The 16,052-nt window shown below is 71.4% G+C and carries 15 protein-coding genes; 3 read left to right on the top strand and 12 right to left on the bottom strand.

Features of this window, described 5'->3' with window-relative positions; all coding sequences use genetic code 11:
* Positions 1–23: 23 nt before the first annotated feature.
* Positions 24–2,681, bottom strand: coding sequence for a LuxR C-terminal-related transcriptional regulator (locus ACQPXM_RS24140; RefSeq protein ID WP_432936993.1), 2,658 nt, complete (start codon positions 2,679–2,681; stop codon positions 24–26).
* A gap of 192 nt (positions 2,682–2,873) precedes the next feature.
* Here ACQPXM_RS24140 and ACQPXM_RS24135 point away from each other — a divergent pair, with 192 nt between their 5' ends.
* Positions 2,874–5,549, top strand: a complete 2,676-nt coding sequence (locus ACQPXM_RS24135) for a LuxR C-terminal-related transcriptional regulator (protein WP_432936990.1) — start codon at positions 2,874–2,876, stop codon at positions 5,547–5,549.
* 6 nt (positions 5,550–5,555) lie between these two features.
* On the opposite strand, the gene ACQPXM_RS24130 is transcribed toward ACQPXM_RS24135, so the two are convergent.
* The 8 genes from ACQPXM_RS24130 to ACQPXM_RS24095 form a co-directional block, all read right to left on the bottom strand.
* Complete coding sequence (locus ACQPXM_RS24130; protein WP_432936987.1) at positions 5,556–5,864, bottom strand: SHOCT domain-containing protein; 309 nt, start codon at positions 5,862–5,864, stop codon at positions 5,556–5,558.
* 41 nt (positions 5,865–5,905) lie between these two features.
* A complete protein-coding gene (locus ACQPXM_RS24125; protein WP_432936985.1) occupies positions 5,906–6,385 on the bottom strand; it encodes a DUF6325 family protein in 480 nt (159 codons plus the stop codon).
* Positions 6,386–6,485: 100 nt separating this feature from the next.
* Positions 6,486–7,031, bottom strand: a complete 546-nt coding sequence (locus ACQPXM_RS24120; RefSeq protein ID WP_432936983.1) for a potassium channel family protein — start codon at positions 7,029–7,031, stop codon at positions 6,486–6,488.
* A gap of 9 nt (positions 7,032–7,040) precedes the next feature.
* On the bottom strand, positions 7,041–9,176 hold the full coding sequence (locus ACQPXM_RS24115) for an alkaline phosphatase family protein (RefSeq protein ID WP_432936980.1): 2,136 nt from the start codon (positions 9,174–9,176) through the stop codon (positions 7,041–7,043).
* A complete protein-coding gene (locus ACQPXM_RS24110) occupies positions 9,154–9,429 on the bottom strand; it encodes a hypothetical protein (RefSeq protein WP_432936977.1) in 276 nt (91 codons plus the stop codon). Before ACQPXM_RS24110 ends, ACQPXM_RS24115 begins: the two co-directional genes overlap by 23 nt.
* Complete coding sequence (locus ACQPXM_RS24105; RefSeq protein ID WP_432936975.1) at positions 9,426–9,668, bottom strand: hypothetical protein; 243 nt, start codon at positions 9,666–9,668, stop codon at positions 9,426–9,428. Before ACQPXM_RS24105 ends, ACQPXM_RS24110 begins: the two co-directional genes overlap by 4 nt.
* Before the next feature lie 73 nt (positions 9,669–9,741).
* Positions 9,742–11,454 carry a SulP family inorganic anion transporter gene (locus ACQPXM_RS24100; protein WP_432936972.1) on the bottom strand — a complete coding sequence of 571 codons (1,713 nt, stop codon included), beginning with the start codon at positions 11,452–11,454 and terminating at the stop codon, positions 9,742–9,744.
* Between the two features lie 36 nt (positions 11,455–11,490).
* Positions 11,491–11,982 carry a DUF1269 domain-containing protein gene (locus tag ACQPXM_RS24095; RefSeq protein ID WP_432936969.1) on the bottom strand — a complete coding sequence of 164 codons (492 nt, stop codon included), beginning with the start codon at positions 11,980–11,982 and terminating at the stop codon, positions 11,491–11,493.
* Positions 11,983–12,123: 141 nt separating this feature from the next.
* On the opposite strand from ACQPXM_RS24095, the gene ACQPXM_RS24090 reads away from it, so the two are divergent.
* Positions 12,124–12,609, top strand: coding sequence for a DUF6069 family protein (locus tag ACQPXM_RS24090; protein ID WP_432936966.1), 486 nt, complete (start codon positions 12,124–12,126; stop codon positions 12,607–12,609).
* A 21-nt stretch (positions 12,610–12,630) separates the two neighbouring features.
* Here the strand turns inward: ACQPXM_RS24090 and ACQPXM_RS24085 are convergent, their stop codons facing one another.
* Genes ACQPXM_RS24085 through ACQPXM_RS24075 form a run of 3 tightly spaced genes read right to left on the bottom strand, consistent with a single transcriptional unit; the run spans position 12,631 to position 15,401 of the window.
* Entirely contained in the window at positions 12,631–13,281 is a 651-nt protein-coding gene (locus ACQPXM_RS24085) for a hypothetical protein (protein ID WP_432936963.1), read from the bottom strand.
* The gene (locus ACQPXM_RS24080) at positions 13,265–14,089 is read right to left on the bottom strand and encodes a hypothetical protein (RefSeq protein ID WP_432936961.1); all 825 of its coding nucleotides are present in this window, start codon (positions 14,087–14,089) and stop codon (positions 13,265–13,267) included. Before ACQPXM_RS24080 ends, ACQPXM_RS24085 begins: the two co-directional genes overlap by 17 nt.
* Before the next feature lie 13 nt (positions 14,090–14,102).
* On the bottom strand, positions 14,103–15,401 hold the full coding sequence (locus ACQPXM_RS24075; RefSeq protein ID WP_432936958.1) for a hypothetical protein: 1,299 nt from the start codon (positions 15,399–15,401) through the stop codon (positions 14,103–14,105).
* 136 nt (positions 15,402–15,537) lie between these two features.
* Here ACQPXM_RS24075 and ACQPXM_RS24070 point away from each other — a divergent pair, with 136 nt between their 5' ends.
* Positions 15,538–16,050, top strand: coding sequence for an LURP-one-related/scramblase family protein (locus tag ACQPXM_RS24070; protein WP_432936955.1), 513 nt, complete (start codon positions 15,538–15,540; stop codon positions 16,048–16,050).
* Positions 16,051–16,052 lie beyond the last annotated feature (2 nt).

Below are 16,052 nucleotides of genomic sequence, written 5' to 3'. Positions count from 1 at the left end.
CCGGTGGACGAGCCAGGCCGGGCTCAGTTCGGGATCAGGCTGAGTTCGCGGGCCCGGCGGATCGCCTCGTTGCGGCGCGAGACGGCGAGCTTGCGCAGGATGTTGCGGATGTGGGTGCGCACGGTGTTCACCGAGACGAACATCGCCAGCGCGATCTCCTCGGTGGTCAGCAGGTCGGACAGGTGACCGAGAACCTCGGTCTCCTTGGCCGTGAGCGGTTCGATGTACGGCTCGCCCGCGTGAACCGGGGCGCGGGGGACGAGCGCCTGGTGGCGCGGACCGAGGACGGATCCGAGCCAGGCGTTCCGGCCGGCCAGCCGCGAATCGGTCTCCAGCAGGTGCCGGACGGTGATGGGGGCCTCCCGGAACGGGCGGCGCATCCCCTCCGGTTCGGCCAGGCTCAGCGCGTGGTCGAGCGCGGTTCTCGCCGGTCCCGGCTGTCCGGCGTACAGCTTGTGTGCGACGTCGAGCAGCCGTGCGCCCACCCTGGTCTGGAGCGGTACGCCGTGGTCTCGGGCCAGGACGACGGTCGCGGCCTCCGCGACGCCGTCCCAGTTCTGCTGCTGCAGGTGCGCGTGCCCGAGCACCAGCGAGCCGGCGGTGTCGTCGGAGGGCCTCACGCGCTCGATCAGGTCGATTGCCTCGTCGGGCTTGCCCTGAACGACTTTCAGCATGGCCGCTTCCACCTGCAGCGGCTCGGCGGGCCACCCGGCTCTGACGTTCGGCTGATCAGCGGCTCCCAGCAGCAGCTCGATCGCCTGGTCGAGGTCTCCACCCGAGCGCAGCAGGCGTGCCTGTACGACGGCCGACAACGCTTGCAGGACAGGTTCGTCGCATTCGTCGTACGCGTCGATCGCCGCGCGGACGTGCTCACGGCCCGCCCGCAGGTCCTGACGTTCGACGGCCACCCGGGCCAAGGCGATCTCGGCCGCCGGTGGGTGACCGCCGGCGAACATGCCGGTCCGTTCGGCCAGGGCCACCGACCGCGATGCCCACTCGCACGCGCACCGCAAATCGCCCTGGAAGGAGTCGATCAGGGCGAGATAGCCGAGGAACGCGATCGTCAGCGCCTCGTAGCCCGGTACCTCCGCGCGTGCTGCCGCGACCAGGACGGCTCTGGCCTGCGCGAGTTCGCCGTCGTACAGCAGCGCTCGGGCCTTGGTGGCCTGCAGCAGCGCGGTGAGCTCGGGATGTGCTCTGACCTTGTCCCGCTCGAGCAAAGTCAGTTCGTGCTGGGTCAGGTCGGCGAGCTGGACGGTTCGTGGGTCGTCCAGCAGACCCGATCGCACGGTCCGGACGATGCCCACCGACATTCCGACCAGCGGGTCGTGGTCCGGCACATCGGCCAGCCCCAGTTCCTCGGCGCACCGGTCCGTGTCGCAGTCGACCAGGGCCAGCGCGGCCCGGACGACGCAGGCCCGCGGATCGTCGAGGTCGCCCGGGATCCTCCGCAGGTCCTGGTCGAGCCCGCTGGTGTCCTGGCCGAGCAGGACGTCGCCGATCGACAGATCGTTCACGACGTACGCCGAGACGTCGCTCCACGCTCCCACCGTGGCGGCGAGCGCGACGGCGGAGCCGAGGAAGCCGTGCTCGGCGTACCAGTCCGCCGCCTTCTTGTAGAGCCGCCGTTGGCGCGACGGCGAGGTGTGCGCCAGTTCGGCGCGCAGCAGATCGCGAAGCAACGGGTGGTAGCGGAACCAGCCCGGCCGGTCCGGCAGCGGCTCGACCAGCACGTTGGCGCCGGCCAACGAGGCGAGGGTGCGCCCGGCCGACCGTCCGCCGAGCTCCTCGATCAGCCCCGGCTGGAGAACGTCCACGACACTGGTGGACAGCAACAGCGACCGGACCTCGGACGACTGCGTCTGAAGGACCTCGGCCATCAGGTACTCGGCGATGTTGCCGCTGTCGCCGGCCAGTCGGGCCACGGCCGCGTCGGGATCGTCCTGCCGGGCCAGGTACATGGCGGCGAAGCGCAGACCGGCAGCCCATCCCTGGGTACGCCGGGTCAGGACCTCGATCGAGTCGTCGCTCAGGCCGATCGCGAAGAGCTCCACCAGATCCGACGTCTCGCTCACGGTGAAGGCCAGCTCCGCCATCCGGAGCTCGGTGACGATCTCGGCCAGCCGGTAGCGGTGCAGCGGCAGCACCGGATCGACGCGCGTCAGGATCACGACCCGAAGACGCTGATCGCTGTGCCGCAGCAGGAAGTCGACGGCGCTCGACTCCTCCGCCGTGGCGATCTCGTAGCCGTCCAGCAGGAGGGTCACCGGCTCGGTCTGCCGGGCCAGTACGGTGGCGAGATCGGTGAGCATGCGCGAGCGCCCGCCGGCGGTGTGGTGGTACGCCGCCGCGACATCCAGTCCTTGACGGCGGAGTGCCTCGTGGACGTGCGGCCAGAACACGGTGGCCGGCACGTCCTGCTCCTCGAAGGTGACCCAGGCGGTGCGGTGTCCGGCGGCTTGGCGCTGCGCCGCCCACGCAGCGACCAAGGCGGTCTTGCCGCTGCCGGCCGGAGCGCTGACCAGCGTCAGTGGCAGCTCGGCGCCGAGGTTCAAACGTTCGACGAGTCGTGGCCGTTCGACGTACAGCCTTGGTGGGCTGGGGATGGCGAACCGCATGGCGAGGACGGGATCGTCGGACTCCGGGCCGGTACCCGCGGTCGGCCGCTCCGTTGCTGTCATCCCCCAAGCCCCTTCGTCGCCCACCCCAGGTCCTACGGATACGCGACGACAGGCTCGGCGGCATCACCCACTGTGGGTGGTTGCCGGGATGCGGCACGCCGGTCTCGGGGGATGGCGGGACCGCTGGTCACCCGTAGCATGAGCCGAAATCAAGCCGGTCGCGGGGGAGCGCGGGGCGACAGGGGCGAGGAGATGACACCAGCTGAGGATTTGTCGCGGGCAGCCACGGCGGGTTTCGGTCTGCTGACCACGAAGCTCGCACGACCACGGGTCGCCTCGACGTACGTGCGGCGCCGGCGGATCGAGCAGCTGCTGGACGACGGCGCCCGCAAGCCGCTGACCGTGGTGAACGCGGGAGCCGGCTGGGGCAAGACCTCCGCAACGGCGGCCTGGGCCGCGTCGGGACCCGCCGCCGGGCCGGTCGCGTGGCTGTCGCTCGGCGAAAGTGACAACGAGCCGCAGACGTTCTGGTCGTACTTCGTCGCGGCGATCCGCGGTGCGGTCCCGGTTCCCCGTGGCCACCCGCTGGCCGGCTTCGAGCCGGGGCTGGGTCGTGAGGACGACAACTTCCGGCGGCTCGTCGGTGGGCTCGGCCGGCTTGGGCGGCCGGTCGTACTGGTGCTCGACGACTTCCAGTTCGTCGGCGAACCGGCGGTGCTCGCCCGCCTGTCCGAGATGCTGCGGCACGCGCCCCCGGCGTTACGGCTCGTGCTGCTGACCAGGGCGGATCCGGCCCTGCCGCTGCATCGGCTGAGGATCGCGGGGGAGTTGGCCGAGATCGGGTCGGAGGACCTCGCGTTCGGCGTCTCCGAGGCGGTCACCCTGCTGGCCGCGGAAGGAGTCGAGGTCGATCCGGACGGCGCCCGGCTGCTGGTGGAGCGCACCGAAGGATGGCCGGTCGGGCTGCGCCTGGCGGCCTACTTCCTCAACGGCGAGGGACCCGGCCGGACGCCCGCGGACTTCGCCGGAGACGACCAGGCAGTGAGCGGCTACCTGGCCGAAGAGGTCTTCGCGAGCCGGCCGCCCGAGCTCCGGCGCTTCCTGCTGCGGACCTCCGTCGTGGAGCGGGTGTGCGGCGACTTGGCCCAGGTACTGACCGACGACCCCCGCGGTCAGCGCTACCTGGAGGAGCTCGAACGATCGAACGCGTTCGTGACCGGTCTCGGCGCGGACCGGCAGTGGTTCCGGTACCACCCGCTGCTGCGGGAGATGTTGCGCCATCGGCTGACGGTCGACGAGCCCGAGGCCGTGCCCGAGCTGCAGCGACGGGCTGCGCTCTGGTTCGCTGCGAAAGGGCAGTCGGTCGACGCGTTGCGGCACGCCGCGGAAGCGGCCGATTGGCGGTTGCTCGGCCGGCTGTTCGTCACCCAGGCCGCGCCGCTGATGGTTTCGGCCGAACGCGCGGCGGTCGTCGCCGCGCTGTCCCGCATTCCCGCGGAGATGCTCGGCGACGGAGCGGAGCTCGCCCTGTCCGCCGCGGCGCTGCGGATGTACGCCGGCCGCCTGCCGGACATGCGGACACATCTCGAGCTGGCCCGGGCGCAGCTGGCCGCCACCGACCCGGAGTCGAGGATCGGCACCTCCATCGCGACCCAGCTGCTCTCGACAGCCCTGGCGCGGTCGGAGGGCGACGTCGACGCGTTGATCGCAGCGTCCGAGCAGGCGCTGGACGAGGTGTCCGGGCAAGGGGCCTGGTTGCCGGCCGCCGAGCAGTACCGCGCCGTCGCCTTGAGCACCCTGGGCACCGGGCTGCTGTGGTCCGGCCACGTCGAGGAGGCCGAGGCGCGTCTGCTGGAAGGGCTCGACGTCGCCACCGCCACCCGGCTGGACGCGTCGCGGATCAACGTGATGTCGCACCTGGGCCTGGCCGCCGCGGTCTCGGGAAGACTGCGGCAGGGGTTCGGGTACGCCGCCAAGGCGGTCGAGCTCGTCGACACCCGCGGCTGGGAGCCGCTCACCCAGGCGGCCACCGCGTATCTCGCGCTCGCGACCGTCCATCTGCAGTGGAACAACGTCGCCGCGGCGTCGCGACTGCTTGCCCAGGGCAAGGAAGCCGCGGTGTTCGACCTCGCGCCACGCTATGCGCTGGGACTGGCCCAGGCCGGGCTGGACGCTTCCCTCGGCAGGGTGGAGATCGCTCGCGAGCAACTGGAAGGCCTGCGGCGCGACGCCGGTTCGTGGCGGCCTACGACCTTTCTCGAACGATGGCAGGCGATCACCGAGGCCGAGATCGAGCTCGCCGCGGGTGATCCGGACGCCGCGATCGCCAAGGTCGGCCAGTGGGCCGACGGTGAGCCGCAGCTCGCGCGTGAGCACGCCTGCCTCGCTCAGGCGTTGCTGGCCGCCGGTGACCCGCACGGCGCCGACAAGATCCTTTCACCGCTGCGCGACCGGCTCGACGACCGCGGTGCCGCCGTCGAGGTCTGGTTGCTGACCACGCTGGTGGCTGACCACTTGCGGGAGGACAACCGAGCTCTCGCGGCGCTCGGCCATGCGGTGTACGCCGCGCGGCAGGAGGGCGTGAGGCGGCCGTTCCTGGTCATCGGCACCGAGCGGCTGCCGCGCCTGCTGATCCGGCTGGAGCGGATCGACCCCGGCGTCCGCTGGTTCGTGGACGAGCTGCTCGCGGATCTGGGTACGACGGGCGGGATCCCGGTCGATGGGCCGGCCGAGGAACTGACCGACCGGGAGCTGAGCGTCCTGCGCTACCTGCCCACGATGATGACCAACGGGGAGATCGCCGCGGAGCTGTTCGTCTCGGTGAACACCGTGAAGGGACACCTCAAGCGGATCTACAAGAAACTCGGGGTCACCAGCCGTCGGCAGGCCGTCCACCGGGCTCGCGCTCTGGGCCTGCTCAACGGGTGACCCTGGTCAGGTCGACAGGATCCGGGTCTTCTGCTCCTGGAACTCGGCCTCGGTCAGGACGCCCTGCTCCTTCAGCTGGCCGAGCTGCTGCAGCAGAGCGAGCTTGTCCTCCATACTTCCGCCCGAAGCCGGGGCGGCCGCAGGGGCTGGAGCCGGAGGCGGCGGTGGCGCCGCCGCCTGCTGCTGCTGGTAGGCCTGGGCCTGTTCCTGCTGAGCCCAGCGGCCGGCCTGCCGGCGGGAAACCCGGTTGGACACGGCGGTCGCGGTTCCGGCGATCGCCGCGGTCCGCGCCATTCCGCGAAGAAGACGTGGCATCGTGGTGCTCCTTGTCTGTGATCCGCGCCTGCCGGCTGCGGTTAGATGGTCGCGCCGTTTTTCGCCTCGGCGGCGTCGACGGCTTCCAGCACCGCCTCGAACGGAATGCGCCCGGTCGCCACGAGCCGCGCGCCCGCGCGCCTCAGCGCGGCGGCGAACGGAGCCGCCCACACGTTCTCGTACACCAGGATTCCGGCCGCGCTGCCGGGCTCGAGCACCTCGGCGGCGGTCGCGATGTCGTCGGCGTCGAGCAGCCCGGACGACGCTCCCTCGAAGACGGCGAGGTCGAGGTCGCCGTCGCCGTCCAGGTCGGCGAGCTCCAGCATGGCGACGGTCCCGTCGGTGTCCTTGTGGACCAGGACGAGATCGAGGATCCGGATGATGCCCCGGTCGACGAGATCGACCAGCAGCGGCAGGCCCTCCCCGGTCGTCCGATCGCCGGGAAACTCGACGACCAGATAGTCGATCGGCCCCAGTTGGTCGAGATCCACTGTGCTCGTGGTGCCGGCGTCCTCGGTCATCGCTCGTCCTCCCGCGGTCGGGTCCGCTGTTCACGTCCTTCGCCTCCCGACGCTAGGCGGGGGAGCGGGCGACCACCTCATCCGGAGCGAATGAGACGGCTCAGCCGTCCCGGCCACCGGGGGTGCGCAGACCGCGCTGAACCGCCGACAGCAGCACCCGTGCTCCCGCGCCGAGCAGTGCCAGGCTGCCGAGCATCTGCACCATCACCACCGTCCGCGTGCCGTCGGTGCGCGGCACGATGTCACCGAACCCCACCGACGTGAAGACGGTGACGGTCAGGTAGAGCGCGCCCGTGCGGGACAGCGGCTCGGAGAACGACTCCGGCCGGCTGTTCGCGATCAGGAAGTAGGCGGCGGCGAAGAGGAACAGGAAGTAGGCGAGTGTGGTGGCCAGGGCCTCGACCGCGCGGACCCGGGGATGGTCAGCCGTGGCGATCGCCCGCGCCTGCCAGGCGATCAAGACGATCACGGCCGCACATCCGACGGCGAACGCGGCAGCCGTTCGCCCGCTCCACGGCGCACCCAGCGGCAGGTTGTAGTAGAGGATCCCGAGACCGCCGGCCGTGACGGCGGCGCGCACGAGCACTGTGACCATCAGCCGTCGCCGTACCCGGCGCGGCAGTTCCTGGTTCGCCGGCGCGACCATCGCCACCCCTCAACTTCCCGTGGCCGCGGCCGACGGCGCGGCCCGTGGCAGATTCGCGCGGTGCCCGCAGTACTCCAGTACGCCGGTCAGCGCGACGTGCAAGGCGTCGGCGCCGATCACCCGCTCGGCGGGAAACGGCACGTCCACGGGGACGAGGACGAACGCACGGTCCTGCCAGCCACCGAGCCCACCGTGGCAGCCGACCAGGTCCTCGAAGGCGGCCACCTCCTCGGTGCCCGGTTCGATCAGGCTGTTGACGTAGATGTCGGGAGCCTCCGGACGCAGTGCCGCGCGACGGACGAAAGCCGCCGCGTTCGGGCCGAAGGGCGTCAACGGGTCGACGCCTTCCACCTGGCCGTTGTCGAGCCGGTGGGTTCCGGCGGATCCGAGTGCGACCGGCCCGGCGATCTCGTCGGTGACGACCACGAATCCGATGCCCGGATGCGCGGCCAGTCCCGCCACCAGGGCGGGATACCGGTCGTCGAGCTCACGGAGGGTCAGGCGCCGGGGCTCACCGCGAACGTAGACGAGGCCGAGATTGCCCGAGCCGAACACGTGGAACTCCTCGTCGCCGGCGGCCTTGCCCGACCGGTGGCCGTCGCCCGTCTCGACGGCGTCGGCGTCCTCCGGGCCACGCCGCCGCATCGCCTCGGCGGCGTTGCGCATCGTCCGGCCACTGACGCCGCTGCCGGTGGCCAACTCGTCCACCAGGATGCGGGTCCGGCCCCACCCCTCGACCGCCGCGGACGACACGGCGACGTCCGCGGCGGCCAACCGCGACACGACGACGGCGAGCTCCTCGCCGTACCGGTCGGCGAACGTCGTTCCCTGCGCCTGCCCGTGGTCGGACAGGATCACGAAGCGGTACCGGCGTGGCGCCACGGACGCGATCAGTTCGAGCTGGTGCAGCACCCGGTCGACCGACTCCAGCGCTTCCAGGCTCTCGGCCCGCAGGATCCCGGCGTGGTGCGCGACCTCGTCGTAGTCCACGTAGTCGACGTAGATGGATCGCGTGCCGCGCAGCATGTGATGCGCGACGAGTGCGGTGTTCACGTCCCGCAGCGCGCCGTTGGTCACCGCGCGCAGGGCGGCCGTCGACCAGGACCGGTGGCATCGCGGGCGGACGTCGCGCCGTACGCCGCGACGGGCCTGGAAGCGGTCGCGCAGCAGCTCCGAGACCGAACGCGACAGTGCTCGGGTCAGGCCGCTGGGGCCGGCGACGAACCGGGCGACCGCCCGGCGGGTGACCTCACCTCGCCCGGCCCGCCTGCTCATCGTCAGAGCTGCCTGCGGCGCGTCTCCGGTGAACAGGTTGCCGATGCTCACTCCGCCGTCGACGAGCAGCCCGTGTCCGGTGGTCAGGGTCGCCTCGATCAGCGCGGCGTCGGCCGGACGGTTCGCCACCAGGACCCGGTCGCCGGCGCGGTCGTACCAACGGAAGGCGGGGATCCCGTCGATCACCCCGTGCAGGATGCCCAGCTGACTCGCCGGGGTGGTCGCGGGCAGCTTCGGTGTCCACTCGTCGAGCCGATGGCTGCCCGAGCGGATCCAGCGCGACAGCGTCGGTACGGTCCCGGCGGTGACCGCCATCTGCAGCACCGGGAACGGCACACCGTCCACCTGGACGAACACCACGCCGTCGATCTCCGCGTCGTCCAGCGTCACCGGCCGGCGACGACCGGCCGCGACCAGCCGCTGCACCAGGGCCTCGTCGGTGCCCGCGGTGCTCAGCCAACCGACAGCGGTGCCGACCACGCCGACGATCCATGCGACGAAGAACGCGGACCAGAAGCTGTCGACCCGCACCCCGGGAAGCACCGCCGCGGCGACGAGCACGATCGACGCCTGACCGGCCAGCGCCAGCACCAGCACGCCCGCCCAGCCGAGCCGGACCGCGCCCGCGACGAGCAACGGTTGCAGTGCGAAGCCGGCGATGCCCAGCACGACGGCGAATCCGAGCGGCCCGAGCGGGAGGTCGGCGTGAAAGCCGGGCACGATCGCGTCCGCGAGCAGGACGGCCAGCACCGTCGCCACCAGCCACAACGTGACCGAGGCGAGCGACTCGTACCACCGCCGATGCCGTACGCCGTGCGCCAGCCGCCCGGCGAGGGTCGACCGGCGTTCAGCGCCGGCCGGTGCCGTCATCCCACCGCTCCGGCCGCGGCCGTTCCGGGTCCGACGACCGGTAGAGGTCCTGGACGAGCATCCCCGCGGACTCGAACAGACCGACCAGTTCGACCAGGTCCAGGTCGCGATCGTCCGGCGGCTGCACCCGCAACACCGTGCACGGCTCGATCGCGGCGATCCGCTGCCCCCGGAACGCGGCCCGCAACAACGGGCCCAGCGGGCCGGCGACGGTGAACTCGTACGCCGTACCGGCGGGTTGCCGCGCGATCATGGCGCCACCTCACCGGTGTCGCCGAGATGGTCGGGCGTCGGCACGGACCGGACCTCGACGAGATCGAGACCGAAGGCCCGCAGCCGCTGCAGGAAGCCGTGCAGTTCCGCCTGGTCGATGAACAGGCCGGTCAGTACGGTCCTCATCTCCAGCTCCGTGATCGAGACCTCTCCGAGCTCGGGCAGGAGTTGCTCCGGTACTGGACCGACAACGCGGATCTCGTACGTCGTCGGCGACATGGGGGCCTCCTCGGTCGTTTCGACCATCGCAGCGCCGGGCTGCCGCGATGTCGTCATCCCTGCGGTATGACCGTCAGTCCTTCGTCCGCTCGACGGTCCAGGTCACCGCGGCGTCGTACGCGGCGCGGGTCGATTCGCCGACGATCGGGGTGGCACCGAAGGTGCGGACCGGCCCCGACAGGTCGACGCGGCCGGTCCGGCGCAGCCGTTCGGTCAACGTGGGGTCCAGGCCCGACAGGTACAGCCGTCCGCCGTTCGCGGCGAGGCGGTCCGCGTAGCCGGCGACGACCACGAAGAAGGTGGCGCCCAGCGAGGTCCGGCCGCGCAGGCGCAGGACGACCGCGGCCCCCTCGGTCCCGGCCGGGTCGGGCAGCTTGTTCGCCAGCGTGCGCGATCCGGCGTACAGCAGGCTGCCGTACACGTCGAGCACGGTCACGTGGTGGCTGGTCAGGGTGGCCGGGGCCGCGTGCTCGACGACCCGGCCGTCGTCGCGCGGCAGCAGCTCGACGACGGACAGGTCCATCGCCTCCTGGTTCAGCTGCAGCAGCAGCGACAGCGCCACGCCGATGCCGACGGCGGCCGCCACCGGCAGGAAGAGCGTCGCGGCGAAGGTGGTGACGATCGCGACCGAGGAGGTCGGACCGGTGCGCATGATCGTGCGCAGCTCGCCGAACCGCAGTGATCCGGCGGCAGCGAAGATCAGCACCGCCGCGAGCGTCGGCATCACGACCAGGCCGACCACGCCCGAGAACAGCACGAGGATGACCAGCATCCACACGCCGGACAGGATCGCCGCCCAGCGCGTTCGTGCGCCGGCCGCGATGTTGAGCGAGGTCTGCCCGACCGAACCGCCGACGGGCATGCCGCGGAACAACCCGGAGGCCAGATTGCCGGCGCCCTGGGCGATGAAGTCGCGGTTGGGACGCGAGCTGGTTCCATCCTGGTTCGGAGCCGCCTCCGCGACTCCGGCGCCCTGGACCAGCACGATCGCCGCCACCGCCAGGGCGCCGGTCACCAGGTTGAACGACAGGACGCCGAAGTCGGGCAGGTGCGGCAGCGGCACGCCCTGGGGAACCTCACCGGCGTCCCGGACCCGTGCGACCGAGCCCGCGTCGGCCAGTACGACGACCACCGTCGGCACCACGAGGGCGACGACCGCGCTGACGATGGCCAGCCGGGTTCTGGCCAGCGCGACCAGCAGAGCGAGGGCGCCCAGTCCGGCGGCCAGGGACGGAACGTCGACCAGCGACGGGTGCAGCAGTACGTCGAGCGCCTTGGCCAGTGCGAACGGACCTTGCGCGTCGACGCCGGTGAGGTCGGGGAGCTGACCGAGCAGGATGTTCACCGCGACGCCGGTGAGGAAGCCGATCATCACCGAGTGGGAGACGAACCGGGTGTAGCGGCCCAGCCGGAGCAGTCCCGCGACAACCATGAAACCGCCGGCCAGCAGCGTGAGCACGATCAACGCGTCGGCCCGCTGCTCGGGTTCGACCGTCGACACGGCCGAGCCGGCCGCGAGGGCCGCGGCCGTCGTCGTGGTGATCACCATCAGGCGGGTGCTGCTGGTCAGGCCGCCGACGAGCGGCCCGGCGAAGGCGGCGTACAGGCCGTGGGCCGGGCTCACGCCGGCCAGGACGGCCGCCGCCATACCGTCCGGAACACTGCCGATCGCGCCCGGCAGGCCGGCGACCGCGTCGTACCGCAGGTGCCGGCGCTCCGGGCGCAATGAGCCGAGCCACCGCCGGACGGCGCTGAGGCCCGAGGCGATCGTGCCCCTCGACGTCATGCTCGTTCCCCAGCAGGCGATCGGGCGGGTGGCCGGTTACTGGGCGAGCATCTCGCGCAGCTCCGCCTCCTGCTCGTCGGACAGGTTCGACTGGACCAGCTCGGGCCGCTGCCCGCGGTCGCCGAACGCGGCCATCACCTTGTCCTGGACGGCGTCGCTCGACATCAGGAACAACGCCGAGGTCCCGGGGGTGATCTTGTCCCGGGCCGACTTGATGAAGTCGTCGTCGATGCCGACGTCACCCATCGACCCGGCCAGCGCGCCGGCCGCGGCGCCGACGGCCGCGCCCAGGAGCGGGACGAAGAAGATCAGCCCGAACAGCATGCCCCAGAACATGCCGCCCATCGCCCCGGCGCCGGTCAGACTGTGCAGCTGCCGCGTCTTCGGCTTCTTCTTGCCCGGTTCCCACGACACCGTCGCCGCGTCGTGCACCTTGATCAGTTCCTGCTTGGCCAGCATCTCCAGCGTGCCGACCGCTTCGTCGGCTGCCGTGGGGCCGTCGAACTTCCACACCGTCAGTGTCGCCATCGTGCGCTCCCTCGAATCGGTCGGTCCGTCGACTGCAGCCTCGGGCTCCGGGGCGGCGACCGCCTCATCCCCACCGGGTGATGCGACCGGGCCGGTGCCACGGGCAAGCTGCGGACAACGTCGCCCGGACAGGAGACCGCCATGGTTCTGCCACCGCCCTCGAGCGCTGCCGATGCAGCACCGCGGATCAACGCGGGCCGGCTCTGGGCCGGCGGGCTGGCCACCGCCGCCGTCGCCGCGCTGGCCGCGATCGTGGGAATCCTGCTCGCGCGTGGTGTCTTCGACCTCGCCGTTCTCGCGCCCCAGAGCGAGGGCAGCTGGGGGGACGCCGACACCTGGACGTACGCCGCGGTGGCCGCCCTCGTCGCGCTGCTCGCGACCGGCCTGCTGCAGCTGCTGATCATGTTCAGTCCCGACCCGCTGCGGTTCTTCCGCTGGGTCGTCGCCCTGCTCACGTTGGTCGGTCTGCTCGCACCGATCGCGGCGGAACGCACCTGGCCGGGCGTGGCCACCGGGCTGATCAACCTCGCCCTCGGGATCACGATCGGCACTCTGCTGTCCGGGGTCGCCCGGAGCGCGACCCGACCGGAGCAGCCGGGGATCAGGCGCGTACCACCGGCCCACTGACCGGTCTCCGGACGCGTGAGCTCAGACCGCCAGGCTGACCGGGAACGTGGCGATCCAGGTGAGGGCGATGACGAGCACGACACAGCCCATCGCCGTCAGGATCCAGCGCAGACGGCGGCTGCCGATCTTGGTGCTCATGCCGGCGAAGAACAGCACCACGGCGTACAGGACGATCGTGAGCACGTAGTTGCTGGCGCGCTGGATGTCGCGGCGTACTTCGGCGGCCGCGGTCTCGGCGCTGACGTCGAGCCGCGCGGCCTCCTGCCGCGACGCCAGCTGGTACTGCGGCATCGCGAACGGTGTCGGGGGAGCGGCCGGGTCGGTGAGCGGGCGGGTCGCCGTCCACGCGGTGAACGCGGTCCGGAACTCCGGCCGGAAGCGGGCCGCGAAGAAGCGGGCGAGCTCGGTCTCGCCGCGGCGGTCCGCGTCGGCCCAGGCGATGAACGTGGCGACGTCGATCTGGCTCTGGCTCTGCGCCAGTCCCTGGGCCCGGGCGGCTTCGATCCTGATCGCGTTCGTCCGCCCGGCCGCCTTGGCCTGTTCGCCGTTCCAGCGATTGGCCTGGTAGCTGCTCCAGGACGTCGCGAGCGCGGCGACCACCAGCAGGACGGTGACGATCACCTCCTGCCAGTTGCGGCCGGATTCGGCCGGCTGCTCAGCGTCGGTTGCCATGCTCGTCACAGGGAGGCGTCACGTCGAGCCCGGCCACCTCGAGCTGGGTGTCGATCAGGCCGACGGTGCGTTCCATCGCCGACGGCTGCAGCCGGCCGACTCCGTCACCGTGCGGATGGTCGAAGAACACGAGCAGGAACAGCAGCAGCGTGATCACCACCGTCACGCTTCCCATCAGGACGCCTTGTGTCACCCGGCCCTCGGCGGGGTCGGCGAAGAACAGCATGTACCCGAAGATCACCAGCGAGATCACCGCCAGCACCAGCCACAAGGGCGCCGGGATGATCCCCTCCGCGCCGTGGACGCGGTCGATGCGCGCCTGCTCCCGCTGGGCCGTCTGCTCCATCCACCGGTCGTACGCCGACTGCTCGGTCGCGGACCGCGGGTCGACGGCGGAGATCGTGAAGTACAGCTCGGCGCCCCACGGGTTGACGGAGTTGCCGAGCGTGCCGTCGTCCAGGGCGTCCCACTCGGACCCGGCCACGGATCGGGCGTAACACATCAGCTCGCCGGTCAGCTCGGTCGCCGATCCGTCGGGCAGGAACTGGGCGGTCTGCACCTGCTGCAGCACGATCGTCGCCTCGGACTCGGCGCCGGCCCGCGACTGGTCGTAGGAGGTGAACGAGAGAAAGATGATGAAACCCAGCAGGACCGAGAAACCGGTGGCCAGTACGCCGAACACCCCCGAGGCGCGGTCGCCGTCGCTGAAGTAGCTGCCCTGTGGCGCGCGCCGGCGGACGAGCAGCATCGCGGTGACGGTGACGGCGGTCGCGAGAATCACGACCAGGGCGGCCCAGGCGAGGTTCATCGGACCTGCCGGCCTATTCCGCGGTGGTCGGGACGACGTGGGCCGGCGTCCGCTGTCGCGTGCCGGGGATCGCCCGGCCCGCTCCGACCAGCACCTGCAGGACCGCGAGCAGGCCGATCACGAGCGCGAGCGACCAGAACAAGCGCGGCAGCGAGACGTCGTTGCCCCACAGCAGCACGACGACGCCGAGCAGTCCGACGGCGACCCGCAACCACGCGGCGTTGGGCGCGACCCAACGGCCGACGTCGCCGACCGGGCTGTCGGCCAGCACCGCGCCGAGCCGCTCCAGAGCGCCGGCCACGCCGGTGCGCACCGCGGTGCCGTACCGGTTGGGCCCCGCGAACCAGCCGACCACGACCAGGATCAGGCCCAGCCAGAAGAACACCTGCCGGCCACGCTCGAGATAGGCGAGCAGTGTGTCGTAGAAGACCACGCTCGCCGGGCCGAACGTCGTACCGGAGAGTGCGTCGACGAACAGCTGGCGTCCGACGGACAGCGCCATCGCCACCAGCAGCGCGTTGGCCGCCAGCACCGCCCCGATGATCACCGTCAGCCGCGGACGCCGCAGCGCGAGCACCAGGGCCACCAGGAAGAGACCCGCCACCGCGACGATCATCCACTGGGCCAGGGGATTCGCGAAGGCGTAGATCGTCTTGAGCTGCCTCAGCTGGGAACCTTCCATCAGCACGATCTGCCGGTCGAGGTCCGGGACCGGCACGTTGCGCACGATCGTCAGTCCGCGGTCGACCAGACGCTGCTTGACCCGGTCGATCACTTCGGTGACGTCGAACACGATCTGATCGTTGCGCAGGGAGATCACACCGGACTGATCACCCGCCAGCAGGCGTTGCAGCGACTGCTGGGCCCTGGTGTTCAGTGCGGTCCACAGATCGGCGAACTCGTCCGAGGCGAGGAACTCCCGGACCTGCCGGTCGACCAGGCTGTTGATCGCCGCGGCCAGCGGCCCGACCAGTCGCTGCAATCGCGGCCGGTCGGTGACGACACCGGAGAACACGTCGTTGAGCAGCGCCTCGATGTCGACCTGCTGCTCGATCGCGTCGGTGACCTTGGTGGCGATGGCGTTCTGCACCTCCGGCGAGTTCACCAGCGGAGCGACCGTGTTGACGTACCGGGTGGTGTCGTTCAGCGTTCGCTGTCCCCAGTACGCGATCGCGGCGGGCGTGGTCAGCAGCGCCGCCAGCAGCACACAGATCACCACGGCGGCCGAACGTCCCCGCGACGGCCTGGACACCTCGGTCGCCTGGACGGGACCGCGATCCGGGCCGGGCAGCGCGGGGTCGGAGTCGGACATGCTGCGCCTCCTTGCTGGCCGGCTGTACCCGGCGGATCGATCGTCTCCGCCGCCCACCCGCGCAACCTCACCCGGGGCGGATGAACCACCCGGCGCCGCGCTGCCGGATGATCCCTGCCAAGGAGGCGAGGCGACCATGGGGATCTTGCGTGGACGGCGGAACGACGACGTCGAGGTACGGCGGTTGCGGATGCGGGAGAAACTGCTGTCGATCGGTGACGACTTCTGGATCGAGGACAGCCACGGCGCGCGGGCCTATCGCGTGAACGGCAAGGCGATGCGGGTCCGGGACACCTTCGTGCTCGAGGACCCGTCCGGCCGCGAGGTGGCGACGATCCAGGAGCGCAAGCTCAGCGTGCGCGACAAGGTCGCGATCGAGCGCGACGGGCGGACGGTCGCGACGGTGCACAAGGCGCTGGTGGGGTTCCGCGACCGGTTCGCGATCGATCTCGCGGACGGGCCGGATCTCAAGGCCCACGGCAACATCGTCGACCACGAGTACGAGATCGAGCGCGACGGCGACCCGGTCGCTCGCGTCTCCAAGCGCTGGTTCCGCGTCCGCGACACCTACGGGATCGAGATCGAGCCCGACGAGGACGAGGCGCTCGTGCTCGCGATGGTCGTCGCGCTGGAGTCCCTGACCGACTGAGT

Origin of the sequence: Kribbella sp. CA-253562 (assembly GCF_050942265.1) — a bacterium.
Taxonomy (GTDB): Bacteria; Actinomycetota; Actinomycetes; order Propionibacteriales; family Kribbellaceae; genus Kribbella.
Note: the sequence above shows the minus strand (reverse complement) of the source record. Positions and strands in the feature narration are given on the sequence as shown.